Below are 17,152 nucleotides of genomic sequence, written 5' to 3'. Positions count from 1 at the left end.
TTCTCCCGGCTGGCTCGTTGCCGCAGCATAGACCCGGGTTGTCGGACAAAAGAAGCCGGAACCGCGTCGCTTGATCCCGCGACCCCTTGCGCCGAGGGGGGCCGCGGCGCGACAACCGAAGGCAAGAATCGGCGCGTCGACGCCGGCGACCCTCAGGGAAGGATGCGCCATGAAGGCCTATGTCATCGGGACCTGCGACACCAAGGGCCGCGAACTGGCCCATGTCCAGGCGCTGATCGAAGCCCGCGGCGTCGAGGCCGTGCTGGTCGATGTCGGCACTCGGCCCGGTGAGATCGGGGCCGATGTGCCCCGTCCCGACGTGTCGGCCCGGGAGGTGGCGCGCCACCATCCGGACGGGCCGGAGGCCGTGTTCAGCGACGATCGCGGCCGGGCGGTGGCGGCGATGGCCCAGGCGCTGCGGGGCTTCCTGGCCAGCCGGTCGGATGTCGGCGGCGTCATCGGCCTGGGCGGGTCCGGCGGCACGGCGCTGATCACCCCGGCGCTGCGCGACCTGCCGGTCGGGGTGCCGAAGGTCATGGTCTCGACCGTCGCCTCGGGCAATGTCGCGCCCTATGTCGGGCCGGCCGACATCATGATGCTGTATTCGGTCACCGACGTCTCCGGGATCAACCGCATCTCCCGTGCCGTGCTGGGCAACGCCGCCCACGCGCTGGCCGGGATGGTGGCGCATCCGGCGCCGAAGAGCGACGCCGACAAGCCGGCGATCGGCCTGACCATGTTCGGCGTCACCACCCCCTGCGTCGAGCAGGTCAGCCGGGCGCTGGAGGGGGAGTACGACTGCCTAGTGTTCCACGCCACCGGCACCGGCGGGAAATCGATGGAGAAGCTGGTCGAATCCGGCCTGATCGGCGGCGTCATCGACATCACCACCACCGAGGTCTGCGACCTGCTGTTCGGCGGCGTGTTCCCCTGCGGCGAGGACCGCTTCGACAGCATCATCCGCACCCGTGTGCCCTACGTCACCTCCTGCGGCGCACTCGACATGGTGAATTTCGGGGCGATGGAGACGGTGCCGGAGCGCTATCTGAAGCGGAATCTCTACGTCCACAACCCGCAGGTGACGCTGATGCGGACGACGGTGGAGGAGAATGTCGAGATGGGCCGCTGGATCGGCGCCAAGCTGAACCGGATGGACGGGCCGGTCCGCCTCCTGATCCCGGAGGGCGGCGTCTCGCTGATCGACGCGCCGGGCCAGCCGTTCCACGATCCCGCCGCCGACGAGGCCCTGTTCCAGGCGCTGGAGGCGACGGTGCGGCAGACCCCGAACCGCCGGCTGGTCCGCCTGCCCCATGCGATCAACGACCCGGAATTCGCCGCCGCGCTGGTGCGCGAGTTCCGCGCCATCGCCCATCACTGACGCTAAGGATCCCGGAATGACCCGTTTCGCCCGCGCCGACCTTCTGGCCAAGTTCCGCGGCATGGTCGAGCGCCGCGAGCCGATCGTCGGCGGCGGCGCCGGCACTGGCCTGTCCGCCAAATGCGAGGAGGCCGGCGGCATCGACCTGATCGTGATCTACAACTCCGGCCGCTACCGCATGGCCGGCCGCGGCTCGCTGGCCGGCCTCCTCGCCTATGGCAACGCCAACGAGATCGTGGTCGAGATGGCGCGCGAGGTGCTGCCGGTGGTGAAGAACACACCGGTCATCGCCGGGGTCAACGGCACCGACCCGTTCCTGCTGACCGACCACTTCCTGGCCGGGCTCAAGGCCATGGGCTTCGCCGGGGTGCAGAACTTCCCGACCGTCGGGCTGATCGACGGCACCTTCCGCCAGAACCTGGAGGAGACCGGCATGGGCTACGGGCTCGAGGTCGAGATGATCGCCCGCGCCCATGCCCTCGACCTCCTGACCACGCCCTATGTTTTCTCGGCGCAGGAGGCCGTGGCGATGGCACAAGCCGGGGCCGACATCATCGTGCCGCATATGGGCCTGACCACCGGCGGCTCGATCGGTGCCGAGACCGCCAGGACGCTGGACGACTGCGTCGCCCTGGTCGACGACTGGGCCGCGGCGGCTTTGGCGGTGCGGCCGGACATCATCGTGCTGTGCCATGGCGGGCCGATCGCGATGCCGGAGGACGCCGCCTATGTCCTGCAGCGCTGCCGCCACTGCCACGGCTTCTACGGCGCCAGCTCGATGGAGCGGCTGCCCACCGAACAGGCCCTCACCGCCCAGACCCGCGCCTTCAAGCAGGTCTCGTTCTGACGTACCAACCAGGAGAAGCGAGCATGATCCGAGTGACCACCAGCAGCGTGATCAACGCCCCGGTCGACACCCTGTGGCAGGCGATCCGGGACTTCAACGATCTGCCCGGCTGGCATCCGGCCATCGCCAGCAGCAAGGTCGAGGACGGCGGCAACCCCGACCGCATCGGCTGTATCCGCAGCATGGAGCTGGCCGGCGGCGGTGGCACCATCCGCGAGAAGCTGCTGACCCTCTCGGATGCCGAGCACAGCGTCACCTATTCGATCCTCGCCTCGCCGATGCCGGTCGAGAACTACGTCGCCACGCTGCGCCTGCTGCCGGTCACCGACGGCAACCGCAGCTTCGCCGAATGGACCGCCGAGTTCGACGTCGCGGCCGAGAATGAGGCGGCGATGCGCAAGCTGATCGGCCAGGACGTGTTCCAGACCGGCTTCGACTCCCTCAAGAAGCGCTTCGGCGGCTGAGGCGCCGCGTCTTTACGCCGGGGCGCGCCCGGCGCAGGGTGCGCCCCGATCGGAACCAGGTGCAGGCCATGACCGAGATCGACGATACCGTGCAGATCCGCGCGGTGAAGCGGGAACTGCGCAGCGCGATCGGCGACGTCTCCGGGGTCTGGCGGCGGCTCGAGGATGCGGTGCGGCGCGAGGCCGACGCCATCCGCGAGATCGACGCCCAGGGCCGGTCGCCGGTCCCGGTGGTCCGCTTCGCCGACGTCGTCGGGAACACCGTCACCGCCGGGACTGTGGCCGAGATCCGTCGCCGCGGTGCCGCCCTGATCCGCGGCACGGTCGATCGCGACCAGATCATCCGCTGGAACGACGCGGTCGCCGAGTACATCGACGACAACGGCTACGCCAGCCAGAAGGACGACGGCAACCTGCAGAAGTATTTCGGCGGGTTGAGCGCCAAGACGCCGCAGATCTTCGCCATCTACTGGTCGCGGCCGCAGGTCGAGGCCCGGCAGCACCCGAACATGGCGGCGACGCGGCGCTTCATGAACCGGCTCTGGCGCTTCTGCGACAGCGGCGACGAGGCAACGGCCAGCCGGATGTTCTTCGACCCCGACCGCGAGGTCACCTATGCCGACCGGGTGCGCCGCCGGCAGCCGGGCGACACCACGCTGGGCCTGTCGCCGCATATGGATGGCGGCTCGATCGAGCGCTGGCTCGACCCGGGCTATCGCCGCGTGTACCGCAACATCTTCAGCGGCGACTGGGACCGGCACGACCCGTTCGACGGCGAGTTCCGGGTCGAGGCGCGTGAGTTCCCGGCCCCCAACACCAGCACCTTCTTTCGGTCCTATCAGGGCTGGCTGGCGCTGACCCGCCAGGGCAAGACCGACGGCACGCTGCAGGTGGTGCCGATGATCCAGCATTCGATCGCCTATCTGCTGCTGCGGCCGCTGCTGGACGACGTGCCCGAGGACCTGATCTGCGGCGCCGCCCGCGGCAAGGCGCAGGCGATCCTGCCGCAATGGCACCAGCCGCTGATCGACGCCCAGGTCTCGATCCCTACTGCCGAGCCGGGCGATACCGTCTGGTGGCACCCGGACTGCATCCATGCCGTCGGCGACGAGCATCGCGGCACCGACTATTCCAATGTGATGTTCATCGGCGCCGGCCCGCTCTGCGCCAAAAATGCCGAATACGCGGCCCGGCAGCGCGCCCGCTTCCTGGCCGGCGAGACCCCGCCCGACTTCTCGCCCGAACATCGCGAGAAGGCCTATCGCGGCCGCGGCACCGAAGCCGACCTGACCGATCTCGGCCGCCGCCAGCTCGGGCTGGAATCCTGGCCGACGGAGGGCCTGTCCCCCGCCCGCGCCGCCCTGATCCGCGAGGCCGCCGCGGCCGGCGGCTGATCGCCAATCGGCAATTTCTTGTTTCTCGCCTGATCTTCATCAGCGTGTAGCATTCCTGTCCTAATCGGGGATTCGTTCGACCGATCCGGGGGGATTGCTGATGAAATCTTGCAGGACGATGGCGCTGCTGGCCGTGCTGGTTCCGGCCGCGGCGCAGGCCGAGGAGCCGTTCTCCTCCGTCTCGGTGTTCGGTGACAGCCTCAGCGACCGCGGCCGGATTCCCGGCCTGATCACGGCGCAGAACCCGGCCTTCCCGCTGCGCTTCCCGGTATCGCCACCCTATTTCGACGCCCGCTTCTCGAACGGCCCGACCTATGCCGAGCGCCTGCCCGGCCTGCTGGGCCTCGACGCCGACCCCGGCCGCAACCTCGCCGTCGGCGGCGCCGAGACCGACAGCGGCAACATCGCCAACCCGCTGCTGGCACCCGGCGGCCTCACCCTGCCCGGCATCCGCGACCAGATCGACGGCTACACCGGCTCCGGCGGCCGCTTCGGCGCCCATGACCTGGTGGTGCTGTATGGCGGCGCCAACGACTATTTCGCCTGGCTCGGCGGCATGCCCTCGCCGGCCGGAGTGCAGGCCGAGGTGGCGCGCACCGTCGGCAACATCGATTCCGACATCCGCCGCCTGGCGGCGGCCGGGGCGAAGACGATCCTGGTGCCGAACGTGCCGGATCTCGGCTCGACCCCGGCCTATCGGGGCACGCTGGGCCAGGGGCTGGCCAGCGCCCTGTCCGCGGGCCATGCCGAGGCGCTGAACCGGCAGATGGGCGCGCTGGGCCGCGAGCTGGGCGTGCAGATCGTCGTGGCCGACTTCGCCACCGGGATGAAGACCGTGTTGGCCGACCCGGCCCGCTTCGGCTTCGGCAACGTCACCCAGGCCTGTGTCGCCAGCGCCACCGCCCTGCCCTCCTACGTCACGCCCGGATCGGTCTGCCGCGACCCGGAGGGCCGGCTGTTCTGGGACAGCGTCCACCCGACCGCGCTGGGCCACCAGCTCCTGGCGGAATACGCCGCCGACACGCTGACCGCCCCCACCACGATCGGCGCCCAGGCGGGCCTCGCCCTCCTGGCCAGCGACAATTTCCTGCGCCGGGTCGGCGACGCGACCGACGGCGAAGGCGGCCCGATGCTGGCCGGCCCGCCGGCCCCGGCGGACCGCCCGGTCGACGGCTTCCTGACCCTGCAGCGCGCCTTCGGCAGCCAAGGCTTCGACCGCGGTGCCACCGGCTTCGATTACGGCGTCACCTCGATCACCGGCGGCGTCACCGTGCGGCCGGTGGACCGGGTCACGCTCGGCCTCGTCGCCGCCTACGACACCGGCGACGCCGATCTCGACCGGGGCTGGGGCAGTGTCGATTACAGCTCGGTCCGCATCGGCGCCGTGGCCGGCTATGATGACGGCGCGCTGTTCGGCGGCGCCGGCGTCGCCTGGGGCTTCGACAGCTACGAGCTGGAGCGCCGGACCTATGTGCCGCAGCTGCGTGCCGAGGCCGATCCGGACGGCAACAGCCTCAGCGTCTTCGGCCGGGCCGGCTACCGCTTCGCCGTCGACGCCTTCACCTTCGGCCCGGTGCTCGGCCTGCGCTATTCGCGGGTCGAGATCGACCGCTACTCCGAATCCGGCGCGCCCGGCCTGGACATGGCCGTCGAAGGGCAGACGGCGGAGGCGCTGACCGGCAGCGCCGGGATCGCCGCCGCCGCCCGGTTCGAAGCCGGCAACGCCGCAATCACGCCGCATCTGGAGCTGTCGGTCGAGGGCGACCTGCTGGGGAGCGACCGATCGATCGAGACCGCGCTGGTCACCGTCCCGGATGTCGGCCGCGTCCAGGAGGTCGAGGCGTCCGGCGGCGCTTATGGCCGATTGGCCGGCGGCGTCGCGGTCCGGCTGATCCCGGCGGTGACGGCACAGCTCGGCGGTGAGACCACGCTGGGCCGCGACGGCGGCGACGACTACGCCGTGACCGGACGCCTCGCTGTGCGCTTCTGAGAATCGGGCTAGCCTCGTGGCCGGAAGGGGCCAACCCACGAGGGGACGGGCCGATGTCGGATTGGGCCGGAGACAATGATCCGGAGGAGCGCCGCCGCGCCACGATCGCGGCGGCGAAGCAGCGGACGACGCTGATCGACCGCTGGTCGCGTGAGGATGTCGGCAAGCTCGACTCCTGGGCCGAGCGGGCCCGGGCCGCCGCGATCCATGCCCGCCCCGGCACTCGGGTGCTGGACATCGGCTGCGGCGCCATGGCGCTGGAGGGGATGCTGCCGGAGGGCTGCACCTATCTGCCGCTCGACTGCGTCCGCCGCGACGCGCGGACAGTGGTCTGCGACCTGAACCGGGAGCCGTTCCCGGAGATCGAGGCCGACATGGCCTTCGCCCTGGGCATGCTGGAATACGTCTACGACGTGCCGCGCTTCCTGCGCGGCCTGCGGGCGGCGGTGCCCCGCGCCCTGCTGAGCTACCATCCGCTGGACCGCAACATCGGCCGCGACCGCTGGTCGCTCGGCTGGGTCAACGCGCTGAACGCGGCGGAGCTCGTGGCCCTGCTGCGCCATGCCGGCTTCAAGCGCGTCCGGGTTGTTCCCTACAGGCCCAAGCTGCTGTTCACCCTGGTCGAGCGCGACCCGGTTTAGGACGGCCGGCGCATCCTCGGACTCGACTCAGGCGCCGTTTTTGTCTAGAACAAAACACGAACAACCATCCCAGCGAGACCCCAAAGATGGCCGCGAGACCCGCCGCGACGATACCCATGGATTCGCTGTGCCGAATCCGAGCCCCTGCCCGCCCCGACATCCGAGGAGCTGTCCGCCCGATGCGTCCGATCCGGGACATCCGATCCCAGTCCGATCTCGAGGAGGCGGTGCGGCGCTGCGAGCTGCGCTGGCGCGCCCTGGAGTGTGGCCTGCGCGAGGACGAGATCGCGGCGCTGCTGTCGCTCGGCCTCGACCGGGCGGAGGCGCAGCTGCGCGCCCTCGGCCCGCATGATTAGACGCCGCCGGATGGCTGGGCTAAGAACGGCCGATCCCGACCGGAGACCGGCATGGCCCAGCCCGACCTGTTCACCGACCGCGGCGCCGTCTTCAGCGACTGCGGCCGCTATCGCACCCTGCTGTGGCGGCGCTGGGACCCGTCGGTGCCGCCGGCCAATTTCCTGCTGCTGAACCCGTCCACCGCCGACGAGGTCAAGAACGACCCGACGGTCGAGCGCTGCGAGCGCCGGGCCCGGGCGATGGGCTATGGCGGGCTGATCGTCACCAACGCCTTCGCCCTGCGCTCGACCGACCCGAAGGCGCTCTACGCCGAGCCCGACCCGGTCGGCCCCGGCAATCCGGAGGCGATCGTCCAGGCCGCCCGGGCCGCGGCGCTGGTGGTCTGCGGCTGGGGCCGGCATTGCGACGCCGTGCGTCCCGGCTGGGGCCGGGCGCTGCTGCGGATGCTGGCCGAGGAGGCCGGGGCAGTGCCGCATGCCCTGGCCATCACCTCCGACGGCTCGCCCAAGCACCCGCTCTATGTCGGCTACGCCGTGCAGCCGGCGCCGGTGCCCGCCGTCATCTGAAACTTGGGCCGCCGCGCCCCTCGCCACTGCCGATGCTGCGCTTTAAGATCGGCCCGATCCGAGGGTCCCGTCGGGCCTGACCGCCGCCCCTCCCGGATCGCGAGGGGGATGCATGCTCCAGGCCACCAGGGACCGACGCCCGCTGTCCAGCCGCGACCCGGACCGCGAGCGCATGCCCGGCCTCGCGGTCGTGCTCCATGCTCTCGGCGTCCTCCTGTTCGTCGCCGGGTTGCTGAGCGGCGCTATCCTCGCCCGCCGGCTGTTCGGCACCGCCGACCTGCTCGGCCAGGTCTCCGCCCTAATCCCCGACCGGCCGACCGACATGCTGGGCATGCCGGACGCCCGCATCGCCCAATTGGCCGACATGATCGGCGACGGGCCGGGCTTGAGCCGGCAGCTGCGGGTCGAGGCCTGGACCATGGGCGCCGGCGCCGCGATCTCCGGGCTGGTGCTGTGGCTGCTCTGCGCCGGCATGGCCTCGACCCTGACCCGGCTGCAGCGGATCGAGGTGGCGCTGGGGCTCGGCCGCGCCGCGCGTCAGGAATTCACGAAGGAATAACGCATTCTGTCCTATGCCCGCACCGAACCGGCCATCGCGCTCAAGAAGCGCCGGATTCGGAGGTGGAGCACATGATCGGAGGCCAGCGCCGCGAGCCGCCCGCCGATGTCGCCGAATGGGCCGCCCGCTACCTGGAGCGGCTGGACCAGCCCTTCGACGACTGGGAGGCCGATTTCTTCCGCCGCGGCTGCAGCTTCCTGTCGCGCCGGATGGCCGCCGGTGCCGCCTCCAGCTGGCGCTCCCTGAGCCTGCCGCACGACCGCCGCGCCGAAATCTATTCCGGCCCGCTCGCCGCCCGGCCGCTGACGGTCGAAGAAACCGAACGGTTCCGGGGGATGCTGGAGCGGATCGCGCGGGGGGAGTGACGGTCAGTGGATAGAAGGACGCCCCGCCGCAACAAGGCCGCGCGCGGGCGCCCAACCTGTCACAGCACGAAATCGCCGGCCTGCAAGGTGGTCGCGCTGACGACCACGATCGACATGTCCGCCACCTTGTCGCCATTCAGATCGGCCTGCACGACCTGCAACCCGCCGCTGATCGCCACCCGCAGCTCGTGGCCGGCGCCGGTGAAGGCGCCCCCGCCGAGGTAGGTGAAGCTGGAGTCGCCATTCCCGGCATTGCTGTCGGCGTCGATGGCCCCCAGGTCGATCCGGTCGGCCTCGCCATGCGAGAAGTCGTAGATGGTGTCGCGCCCGGCCACGGCCACGGTGCTGTCGCCGAGGGCCTTGTAGACGAAGATGTCGGATCCGGTGCCGCCCTTCAGGATATCGGCCCCGCCAGCCCCGACCAGCACGTCGTTTCCATCCAAGCCCCAGAAGGCGTTGGCGCCGGAGTTGCCGGTGATCGTGTCGGACTGGGCCGACCCGAGCGCATTCTCGACGCCGCTGTAGCTGTCCCCGGCCGCTTCGCCGCCGCTGCCCGCGCCGGTGGTGAGATTGACCGTCACCCCCGCAGTCGAGGACGCGTAGTTGACGACGTCCATGCCGGCGCCGCCGACCAGCACGTCCGCCCCGATCCCACCGACGAGGGCGTCGTTGCCGTCGCCGCCGTCCAGGGTGTCGGATCCGCCTTCGCCGTAGAGGGAATCGTCACCGCCACCCCCGTTCATCGTATCGTTTCCGAGGCCGCCGTACAGACGGTCCGCCCCGGCCATGCCCGACAGCGAATTGGTGCCGGCGTCGCCGAGGATGAGATCGCCGAACGCCGAGCCGATGGCATTCTCGACGCCGATAAAGCTGTCCCCTGCCGCTTCGCCGCCCGTGCCGCCGGACGCCAGGCTCAGCACGACCGCGGCCGCGGCGGCCGAATAGCTCGCCGTATCGTTCCCGGCACTGCCATTCAACACATCGGCTCCGACGCCGCCGACCAACGTGTCGTCACCGTCGCCGCCCTGCAGCGTGTCGGCGCCGGCCTCGCCATTGAGCACATCGTTGCCGGCAGCTCCGGCAAGCACGTCGTTGCCGTCATGTCCCCACAGCGAATTGTTGCCGCCATTGCCGGTCAGGATGTCGTTGAAGGCCGACCCGCCGAGGTTCTCGATCCCGGTCAGCACGTCGCCTGCGGCGCTGCCGCCGGTGTTGACGTTGCTGGCGATGTTGACGGTCACTCCGCTCTGGGATCCCGCATACTCGGCCCGATCGGTGCCGACGCCCCCGTCCAGCTTGTCGGCCCCGGCTCCACCGTTCAGGATGTCGGCACCGTCGCCCCCCGACAGCGCGTTTGCGCCGGCGTCGCCCGACAGGGTGTCGGCGTAGGAGGAACCCATGAGGTTCTCCACGCCGCTGAGCCAGTCACCCTGCGCGTCGCCGCCGCTTCCCGTGCCGGCGTAGAGGCTGACCGTCACTCCGGCCGTCGCCACAGAGACGCTGTAGGTGGCGGTGTCGATCCCGGCACCGCCGATCAGCGTGTCGGCACCGTGGCCGCCGTCGAGCAGGTCATCGCCATCGCCGTCGAACAGTGTGTCGTTGTCAGCGCCGCCCTGGAGATGGTCGTCGCCAATGCCGCCGAGCAGCGTGTCGCTGTCGGCGCCGCCCTGGAGATGGTCGTTGTCGGCGCCGCCATCGAGGAAATCGGTGCCCTTGTCGCCGAGCAGGAGGTCATCGCCGCCCAGGCCAAGAAATCGATCAGAGTCCGGACCAGTGAAATCGGCGATGATCGTGTCGTTGCCGTTGGTGGCAATAATATTATAATAGCCCGCGTCGTATTCGGATCCGATTGGCAAGACATACTGGTAATGATATGTCATGCCATTGACAATATCCGTGGTCCAATTGACGGTAACGCCCAGCTGGCCCGGGGCATAGGGAAGATAACTCAGATCAAGGACAGTGAGATCGGACATCATTATCTCCTTGGGCATTATTGCTTTGATGACAAATGTGGTCGCCGGACGACTGCATACCGGTGAGCTAGAAAGGTCAACCGGACGCGTCCGCATATCATTTTATGTGAGACAATGCCGCGAAGGCAATTCGCTGGATACGACCGGTCGCCCGGCAACAGTGCCACCTTCCCGGCGTCGGGACCAGCGCGGAAGGGCGACGGGGCCGGATGCCATGGCGACGGAAAATGAAAAGGCGCCGTCCCCGGATGGAGATGGCGCCTGAATTCGTGGCCCCGCTTCGCGAACTGGTGGGCGCAGTAGGGCTCGAACCTACGACCCGCTGATTAAGAGTCAGCTGCTCTACCAACTGAGCTATGCGCCCGTTCGCTCGGGACGGCCGGTGATATAGCCGCCGTCCGGACCGGTTGCAACCCTTTCTTCACGAAAGCCTCAACCTTTGTCGCCGCCGTCCCCCGGCGCGGCCGACAGCAGGCGCCGGCCGGACTCGCGCTGCTGGCATTCCAGCAGGATGTCGCGGGCGATCGGCGCGGCGTATTCGCTGCCGCCGCCGCCATGCTCGACGATCACCGAGCAGGCGTAGCGCGGCGCGCCGACCGGGGCGTAGGCGACGAACCAGGCATGGTGGCGCTGGTTCCACGGCCAGTTGTCCGGGTTCACCCCGGCGGCGCGCTCGGCCATGCTGATGCGGCGGACCTGGCTGGTGCCGCTCTTGCCGCCCATCTCCATGCCCTTCTGCTTGATCTGCGACCGCTTGCCGGTGCCGCGGGTCATCACCGCCACCGCCCCCTCGATCACCGTGTCGATATGGCTTTTGGCGATGCCGATCGACGGCACGTCCGGCACCTCGGGCATCGCCTCGTCGCCGACCGCCATCACCAGGCGCGGCACCACCGCCCTGCCGCCATTCACCAGCCGAGCGGTCATCGTGGCCATCTGCAGCGGCGTCGCCAGGACATAGCCCTGGCCGATGCCGGCGATCAGCGATTCGCCGAGCTGCCAGGAGGTGCCCATCGCCCCCTCCTTCCAGGCCTTGGTCGGCATCAGCCCCGGCCGCTCGTTCGGCAGGTCGACGCCGAGCTTCTGGCCGATGCCGAACTTGTTCGCGCCCTCGGCCAGCCGATCGATGCCGAGCCGCCGCGCCATCTCGTAGAAATAGACGTCGCAGGACTGGGCCAGCGCGTCGACCGCGTTCACGCTGCCATGGCCGCCGCGCTTCCAGCAGTGGAAGCGGTGGTCGCCGAGATTGACGTAGCCGGGGCAGAAGACGCGCTGGTCCGGTGTGACCACCCCGGCCTCCAGCGCCGTCGCCGCCACCGCGATCTTGAAGGTCGACCCCGGCGGGTACTGGCCGTTGATCACCTTGTTGTTGAGGATGCCGTAGGGATCCTCGACCAGGCGGCGCCAATCGGCGGTGCTGATGCCGTTCGGGAACAGGTTGGCGTCGTAGGACGGGTGCGAGGCCATGGCCAGCACATCGCCATTGTGCACGTCCATGATCACGGCGGCGGCGCTGAACTCGGTCTTCAGCCGCTCCATGACATAGCGCTGCAGCTCGAAATCGATGGTCAGCCGCACCTCCTGGCCCGGCTTGCCCTCTTCCCGATTGATCTCGCGGATCACCCGGCCGACGGCGTTGACCTCGACCTGGCTCGACCCGGCGATACCGCGCAGGCCGGTCTCGTACTGCCGCTCGACGCCCGACTTGCCGACGCGGAAGCCCGGCAGGCTCAGCACCGGCTCGCCGGTCAGGTCGGCCTCGGCCACGGCGCCGACATAGCCGATGATATGGGCCATCTCGGTGCCGAAGGTGTAGCGCCGGGATTCGCCGACCTCGATCGACAGGCCCGGCAGCTCCGGCCCGTTGACGTCGATCCAGGAGACCTGCTCCCAGCTCAGGTTCTCCTTCACCGTCACCGGCACGAAGGCGCGGCGGCGCTTGACGTCACGGACGATGCGGGCCAGGTCGGCCTCGCTCAGCGGCACCCCCTGCCCCAGCCGGCCGAGCACGCTCTGGATGTCCTTCGCCTCCTCGGCCACCAGCACGACCCGGAAGTTCTGGTCGTTGACCGCCAGCTGGGTGCCGAAGCGGTCGGTGATCAGGCCGCGCGAGGGGGCCAGCAGCCGCATGTTGATGCGGTTGGACTCGGCCAGCACCTTGTAGCGGTCGCTCTCCTCGACCTGGAGGTAGTACAGCCGCCCGGCGAGCACGCCGAGCAGGCCGAGCTTCAGCCCGCCGAGGGCGAAGGCGCGGCGGGTGAAGCCGCGGGAGCGGTCGGTGTCGCGCTCCATCGTCTAGTCCGCCGCCCGCAGGAAGCCGCGATGCACCTGGATGAACAGCCAGGCCAGCGGCGGGAAGATGGCGATGGTCAGGACCAGCCGGATCAGCAGCGGCCGCGGCGGCACCACCGCGACGTCGTAGAGGCTGACGCCGATCCATTCGACCACGGTGACGGCGGCGGCCAGCACGGCGTAGCCGAGCCACAGCACCGCGAAGGGCCGGCCGGCCAGGAAGCGGCGCTGGCGCAGCAGCACCCATTGGCACAGCAGCAGGATCGCGGCGTGCAGCCCGATCGGCGAGTCGGTCAGCGCGTCATGCAGCAGCCCGACCAGGAAGATCAGCCACATCGGCATCAGGTCGGGCCGGTGCACGCCCCAGTAATAGACCGAGGCCAGCGGCAGCAGCGGCGCGATCGCGCTGTAATAGGGCAGTTGCGTCGGCGTCACCCCGACCAGCACCAGGATCAGCGTCACGGCCCCCGGGGCGGCGTGGCGGGCGGCGAGGTCGAGCTTGTGCAGCAGGTCCCCGGTCATTGCGCGAAGCCGGGCACCGGCTGCATCGCCATCCCGGGATCGAGGTTGCGGAAATCGACGACCTTGACGTAGGGGACGGCCTCCAGCGGCTCGATCGGCTGGATGCGGACGGCGTTGTCCTGGGCGGCGGCGACGATGCCGACCGGCAGGCCGGCCGGGAACATGCCGCCATTGCCGGAGGTGACGATGCGGTCGCCGACCCGGATCGAAGCGTCCGGCGGCAGGTACAGGAGCCGCGGCCGGTCGGTGTTGTCGCCGCCGATGATGGCGCGCTGCTGGGTGCGCTCCACCACCACCGGGATGCGGGCGTTGAGGTCGGTGATCAGCAGCACCCGGGCGGAATGGTCGCCGGTCTGCACGATCCGGCCGATCAGGCCGCGGCCGCCGAGCACCGCCTGGCCGTCGCGGATGCCGTTGGCGGAGCCGAGATTGATCGTCAGGCTGCGCACGAAGGCGCCGCCATTGTCGGCCACCACCCGGGCGGTCAGGAAGGAATGGGCCGAATCCGGCGTGTAGTTCAAGAGGTTGCGCAGGGTCAGGTTCTCGGCCTCGAGCCGGAAGGTGACGTCCTGGTACTGCCGCAGCGTCGCCACCTCCTGCCGCAGCCGGGCGTTCTCGCCGCGGATGTCGGACAGGCTCTGCATCTCCGTCACCACCCGGGCGACGCTGGCGGCCGGGCGCGACATGGCGTCGAGGATCGGCGCCACGGCGTCGACCACGCGGGCGCGGGCGCCGTCCAGCAGCACGGCGTCGATCTTGCCGACCATCAGGAGGCTGATCGCGGCGAACAGCAGCAGGCCGAAGGAGAATCGGTGCGCGACGGCCCTGATGGCCGCGATGCGAACCCCCGGTCTGCTCCGCTGCATCATCCGCATGTCCCGTCCGCCCAAGACCGGATTCCTGAAAGGCAGAGTACTACCGTCTTTCCGATTTCCCCAGTATGCACCGGGGCGCCGATCAGTACATGTTGATCAACACGTGCTTGAGCGTCTTCATCTCTTCCAGCGCCCGGCCGGTGCCCAGCGCGACGCAGGTCAGCGGATCGTCGGCGATCGACACCGGCAGTCCGGTGGCGTGCCGCAGCACCAGGTCGAGATTGCCCAGCAGCGAGCCGCCGCCGGTCAGAACGATGCCCTTGTCGACGATGTCGGCCGCCAGTTCCGGCGCGGTGTGCTCGAGCGCCACCTTGACCGCCTCGACGATCTGGCTGACCGGCTCGGACAGGCTCTCGGCGATCTGCCGTTCGGAGATCACCAGCTCCTTCGGCACGCCGTTCAGGAGGTCGCGGCCCTTGATCTCCATGTACCGGCCCTCGCCATCCTCCGGCGGGGCGGCGGAGCCGATCTCCTTCTTGATCCGCTCGGACGAGCCCTCGCCGATCAGCAGGTTATGGTTGCGCCGGATGTAGGCGATGATCGCCTCGTCCATCTTGTCGCCACCGACGCGGACCGAGCGGGAATAGACGATGCCGCCGAGCGACAGCACCGCCACCTCGGTGGTGCCGCCGCCGATGTCGACCACCATGCTGCCGGTCGGCTCGGTCACCGGCAGGCCGGCGCCGATTGCCGCCGCCATCGGCTCCTCGATCAGGTAGACCCGGCGGGCGCCGGCGCTCTCGGCCGATTCCTGGATGGCGCGGCGCTCGACCGCGGTCGAGCCGGAGGGGACGCAGACGATCACCTCCGGCGCCGCGAAGCTGCGCCGGTTGTGCACCTTGCGGATGAAGTGCTTGATCATCTCCTCCGCCACCTCGAAATCGGCGATGACGCCGTCGCGGAGGGGTCGGATGGCAGTGATGTTGCCCGGGGTGCGGCCCAGCATCTGCTTGGCCTCGTCGCCGACCGCCAGGACCTGCTTCTTACCCCGGATGTTGGCGATCGCCACCACCGACGGCTCGTTCAGGACGATGCCTCGGCCCTTGACGTAGACCAGCGTGTTCGCCGTGCCCAGGTCGATGGCCATGTCAGCCGAGAGGAAACCGAAGAAGTTGAACATGCGGCCGTGATGTCCTGTCAGCCGGGCTCGGCTGGGCGGGTCCAGAGCGAGGGGCGGGAGCGGCGGGCCGATCCCGCCGCCGCGTTGCTTTAGACCAGCGCGGTCGGAGTCTCAAGCGGAGAGTCTGGCGGAATCATGGCAGCCGGGATCGCCCGATATCACATGCCGCGCTCGGCCATCGACCCGCTGATCCCGATGTCGCGCGGCGCGGCGCACTGCCCCGGCCGGCGGTACAGGCAGATCTCGCTGGGGCAGCTCTCCAGCCGGTAGCCGGTGTTCGGCGGCATCTGCTGCGGCCTTGCCATCACATAGTTGAAGGACGGGGCCGACCGCCACAACCGCCGCGTGTCGTCGCCGAACCAGAACACCGGCACGTCGCGGTGCAGGGTGGTGTAGCCCGGCAGGTCCCACCAGGGCGTCAGCAGGCCGACGCCGCACAGCGTCTCGCGGTCATGCAACGCCGTGGCGGTGGCGATGCCCGGGGCGACGCGGCTCCATTCCGGGACCCAGCGGTCGCTGGCCGAGAGCAGGCCCGAGGCCAGCACCCAGGCGGCGCAGAGCACGGCCAGGGGAACCCAGCGCGGCCCGCGCGCCCAACGTTCGGCCGGCCAGCGTTCGGCCGCCAGACCCGCCAGGCGGCGCGCCAGCCGCTCGGTGCCCAGCGCCGCCATGATCAGCAGGAAAGGCAGCGCCGGCAGGACGAAGCGGTATTCCTTGTGGGCAACCAGGCTGTGCGACAGCACCACCGCCAGCGGCACCGCCACCAGCATCGGCTGGCCGCGCGCGCCCAGCACGATCAGCGCCGCCATCGGCGCCAGCCACCACGACCAGACCCGGACATATTCCTCGAAGTAGAAGCCCAGCGGCATCACGCCGAAGCTGTGGCTCTTCTCCTCGACGATGTTGATCCAGAAGTTCTTCAGCACCGACTGGAACGGCCAGCCCAGCGTCGCCCAGTCGAGCAGCCCGTTGCACAGCACCACCGGGACCATTCCGGCCAGCAGCATCGGCCGCAGCCGGCCGCGCCAGTCGCCGCGGCTGGCGACCACGGCCGCGGTCAGGATCGCCGGCAGCAGGTGGAAGCGGAAGACGAAGACCAGGCCGAACAGCACCCCCGCCCAGATCAGCCGCCGGCGGTCGACCGTCTCCGCGGTCCAGGCCAGCCAGCAGGCGACCAGCAGCAGGCTGGTGGCGATCGATTCGGTCAGCGCCGTCGGCGCGTAATAGACCAGCTCGAACCAGATCGTGGCGATGAAGGCTGCGGTCAGCCCCGCCGTCAGCCCGGCGGCGCGCCGGGCCCAGAGGAAGGCGACCACCGGGATGCTCAGCGACAGCGCCGACCACAGCGCCTTCGACACGGCGAGATAGGAGGCCGGGTCGTCGCTGACCCAGGACACCGCCTTCATCAGCCCGGCCAGCATCCCCGGCAGCAGCCAGGAGCGGATGCCCTCGCGATACTCCCAGGGCACCATGCCCTGGCCGAAGGCCAGCCGGTGCGCCTGCTCGTAATACTGGAACAGCTCGTCGGCATGGTGGATGCGCGGGAACGCCAAGGCCAGGACGAAGCGGAGCAGCAGCCCGAGGGTCAGGAGCCCGGCGAGGCCGACCAGCCAGCCCGGCCAGCCGTCGAGCACGCCGGGCCGGGACGGGTACGGCAGGGCGACCGAGGCAGCTGCGGCACCGACCGGACGACCCGGATAGCGATCGGACACGGGCGAGTCGACCGATCGGCGTTGCTCCACAGTATCGTCGGTCATGTCGCTCCGAATCTCGGCCGGACTATCGAGTGTTGCTGCCTATAACACC

General features: G+C 69.9%; 16 protein-coding genes and 1 tRNA gene. 10 read left to right on the top strand and 7 right to left on the bottom strand.

All coding sequences use genetic code 11. From position 1 onward, the window contains the following. Positions 1 to 169 precede the first annotated feature (169 nt). The 10 genes from QFZ27_RS22245 (at position 170) to QFZ27_RS22200 (ending at position 8,561) form a co-directional block, all read left to right on the top strand. Positions 170 to 1,378, top strand: coding sequence for a Tm-1-like ATP-binding domain-containing protein (locus tag QFZ27_RS22245; protein ID WP_429228631.1), 1,209 nt, complete (start codon positions 170 to 172; stop codon positions 1,376 to 1,378). A gap of 16 nt (positions 1,379 to 1,394) precedes the next feature. Then, positions 1,395 to 2,225 (top strand): phosphoenolpyruvate hydrolase family protein, encoded by an 831-nt coding sequence (locus QFZ27_RS22240; RefSeq protein ID WP_429228630.1) that lies wholly within the window; start codon positions 1,395 to 1,397, stop codon positions 2,223 to 2,225. A gap of 23 nt (positions 2,226 to 2,248) precedes the next feature. After that, on the top strand, positions 2,249 to 2,689 hold the full coding sequence (locus QFZ27_RS22235) for an SRPBCC family protein (protein WP_429228629.1): 441 nt from the start codon (positions 2,249 to 2,251) through the stop codon (positions 2,687 to 2,689). A gap of 68 nt (positions 2,690 to 2,757) precedes the next feature. Beyond that, entirely contained in the window at positions 2,758 to 4,083 is a 1,326-nt protein-coding gene (locus QFZ27_RS22230; protein ID WP_429228628.1) for a YbiU family protein, read from the top strand. A gap of 100 nt (positions 4,084 to 4,183) precedes the next feature. Next, positions 4,184 to 6,073: an autotransporter domain-containing protein gene (locus tag QFZ27_RS22225; protein WP_429228627.1), complete on the top strand. Its 1,890-nt coding sequence runs from the start codon at positions 4,184 to 4,186 to the stop codon at positions 6,071 to 6,073. Between the two features lie 53 nt (positions 6,074 to 6,126). Next, positions 6,127 to 6,714, top strand: a complete 588-nt coding sequence (locus QFZ27_RS22220) for a methyltransferase domain-containing protein (protein ID WP_429228626.1) — start codon at positions 6,127 to 6,129, stop codon at positions 6,712 to 6,714. A 179-nt stretch (positions 6,715 to 6,893) separates the two neighbouring features. Beyond that, positions 6,894 to 7,070: a hypothetical protein gene (locus tag QFZ27_RS22215; protein ID WP_429228625.1), complete on the top strand. Its 177-nt coding sequence runs from the start codon at positions 6,894 to 6,896 to the stop codon at positions 7,068 to 7,070. A 51-nt stretch (positions 7,071 to 7,121) separates the two neighbouring features. After that, positions 7,122 to 7,637, top strand: a complete 516-nt coding sequence (locus QFZ27_RS22210; RefSeq protein WP_429228624.1) for a DUF1643 domain-containing protein — start codon at positions 7,122 to 7,124, stop codon at positions 7,635 to 7,637. Between the two features lie 112 nt (positions 7,638 to 7,749). After that, on the top strand, positions 7,750 to 8,196 hold the full coding sequence (locus QFZ27_RS22205; RefSeq protein WP_429228623.1) for a hypothetical protein: 447 nt from the start codon (positions 7,750 to 7,752) through the stop codon (positions 8,194 to 8,196). A 71-nt stretch (positions 8,197 to 8,267) separates the two neighbouring features. Further along, on the top strand, positions 8,268 to 8,561 hold the full coding sequence (locus QFZ27_RS22200; protein WP_429228622.1) for a hypothetical protein: 294 nt from the start codon (positions 8,268 to 8,270) through the stop codon (positions 8,559 to 8,561). A 59-nt stretch (positions 8,562 to 8,620) separates the two neighbouring features. Here QFZ27_RS22200 and QFZ27_RS22195 read toward each other — a convergent pair whose 3' ends face one another. The 7 genes from QFZ27_RS22195 to QFZ27_RS22165 form a co-directional block, all read right to left on the bottom strand. Beyond that, positions 8,621 to 10,417, bottom strand: coding sequence for a calcium-binding protein (locus QFZ27_RS22195; RefSeq protein WP_429228621.1), 1,797 nt, complete (start codon positions 10,415 to 10,417; stop codon positions 8,621 to 8,623). 408 nt (positions 10,418 to 10,825) lie between these two features. Next, positions 10,826 to 10,901, bottom strand: a tRNA-Lys gene (locus QFZ27_RS22190). Between the two features lie 68 nt (positions 10,902 to 10,969). Further along, positions 10,970 to 12,829, bottom strand: a complete 1,860-nt coding sequence (gene mrdA, locus QFZ27_RS22185) for a penicillin-binding protein 2 (protein ID WP_429228619.1) — start codon at positions 12,827 to 12,829, stop codon at positions 10,970 to 10,972. Between the two features lie 3 nt (positions 12,830 to 12,832). Further along, a complete protein-coding gene (gene mreD, locus QFZ27_RS22180) occupies positions 12,833 to 13,351 on the bottom strand; it encodes a rod shape-determining protein MreD (RefSeq protein WP_429228618.1) in 519 nt (172 codons plus the stop codon). After that, positions 13,348 to 14,217 carry a rod shape-determining protein MreC gene (gene mreC / locus QFZ27_RS22175; protein ID WP_429228617.1) on the bottom strand — a complete coding sequence of 290 codons (870 nt, stop codon included), beginning with the start codon at positions 14,215 to 14,217 and terminating at the stop codon, positions 13,348 to 13,350. The genes mreD and mreC overlap by 4 nt, the downstream gene beginning before the upstream one ends. 91 nt (positions 14,218 to 14,308) lie before the next feature. Beyond that, on the bottom strand, positions 14,309 to 15,346 hold the full coding sequence (locus QFZ27_RS22170; protein ID WP_429228616.1) for a rod shape-determining protein: 1,038 nt from the start codon (positions 15,344 to 15,346) through the stop codon (positions 14,309 to 14,311). Positions 15,347 to 15,504: 158 nt separating this feature from the next. Then, the gene (locus QFZ27_RS22165) at positions 15,505 to 17,103 is read right to left on the bottom strand and encodes a glycosyltransferase family protein (RefSeq protein ID WP_429228615.1); all 1,599 of its coding nucleotides are present in this window, start codon (positions 17,101 to 17,103) and stop codon (positions 15,505 to 15,507) included. Positions 17,104 to 17,152: the final 49 nt, after the last annotated feature.

Source organism: Inquilinus ginsengisoli (genome assembly GCF_050434925.1).
GTDB lineage: Bacteria > Pseudomonadota > Alphaproteobacteria > DSM-16000 > Inquilinaceae > Inquilinus > Inquilinus ginsengisoli_B.
This window is presented reverse-complemented; position numbering and strand designations above follow the sequence as displayed.

What these genes read in the sequence shown, in the direction of transcription:
- QFZ27_RS22245 (WP_429228631.1), top strand. Translation starts at nt 170, where the DNA reads ATGAAGGCCTATGTCATCGGGACCTGCGACACCAAGGGCCGCGAACTG.
- QFZ27_RS22240 (WP_429228630.1), top strand. Translation starts at nt 1,395, where the DNA reads ATGACCCGTTTCGCCCGCGCCGACCTTCTGGCCAAGTTCCGCGGCATG.
- QFZ27_RS22235 (WP_429228629.1), top strand. Translation starts at nt 2,249, where the DNA reads ATGATCCGAGTGACCACCAGCAGCGTGATCAACGCCCCGGTCGACACC.
- QFZ27_RS22230 (WP_429228628.1), top strand. Translation starts at nt 2,758, where the DNA reads ATGACCGAGATCGACGATACCGTGCAGATCCGCGCGGTGAAGCGGGAA.
- QFZ27_RS22225 (WP_429228627.1), top strand. Translation starts at nt 4,184, where the DNA reads ATGAAATCTTGCAGGACGATGGCGCTGCTGGCCGTGCTGGTTCCGGCC.
- QFZ27_RS22220 (WP_429228626.1), top strand. Translation starts at nt 6,127, where the DNA reads ATGTCGGATTGGGCCGGAGACAATGATCCGGAGGAGCGCCGCCGCGCC.
- QFZ27_RS22215 (WP_429228625.1), top strand. Translation starts at nt 6,894, where the DNA reads ATGCGTCCGATCCGGGACATCCGATCCCAGTCCGATCTCGAGGAGGCG.
- QFZ27_RS22210 (WP_429228624.1), top strand. Translation starts at nt 7,122, where the DNA reads ATGGCCCAGCCCGACCTGTTCACCGACCGCGGCGCCGTCTTCAGCGAC.
- QFZ27_RS22205 (WP_429228623.1), top strand. Translation starts at nt 7,750, where the DNA reads ATGCTCCAGGCCACCAGGGACCGACGCCCGCTGTCCAGCCGCGACCCG.
- QFZ27_RS22200 (WP_429228622.1), top strand. Translation starts at nt 8,268, where the DNA reads ATGATCGGAGGCCAGCGCCGCGAGCCGCCCGCCGATGTCGCCGAATGG.
- mrdA (WP_429228619.1), bottom strand. Translation starts at nt 12,829, where the DNA reads ATGGAGCGCGACACCGACCGCTCCCGCGGCTTCACCCGCCGCGCCTTC.
- mreD (WP_429228618.1), bottom strand. Translation starts at nt 13,351, where the DNA reads ATGACCGGGGACCTGCTGCACAAGCTCGACCTCGCCGCCCGCCACGCC.
- mreC (WP_429228617.1), bottom strand. Translation starts at nt 14,217, where the DNA reads ATGCAGCGGAGCAGACCGGGGGTTCGCATCGCGGCCATCAGGGCCGTC.
- QFZ27_RS22170 (WP_429228616.1), bottom strand. Translation starts at nt 15,346, where the DNA reads ATGTTCAACTTCTTCGGTTTCCTCTCGGCTGACATGGCCATCGACCTG.
- QFZ27_RS22165 (WP_429228615.1), bottom strand. Translation starts at nt 17,103, where the DNA reads ATGACCGACGATACTGTGGAGCAACGCCGATCGGTCGACTCGCCCGTG.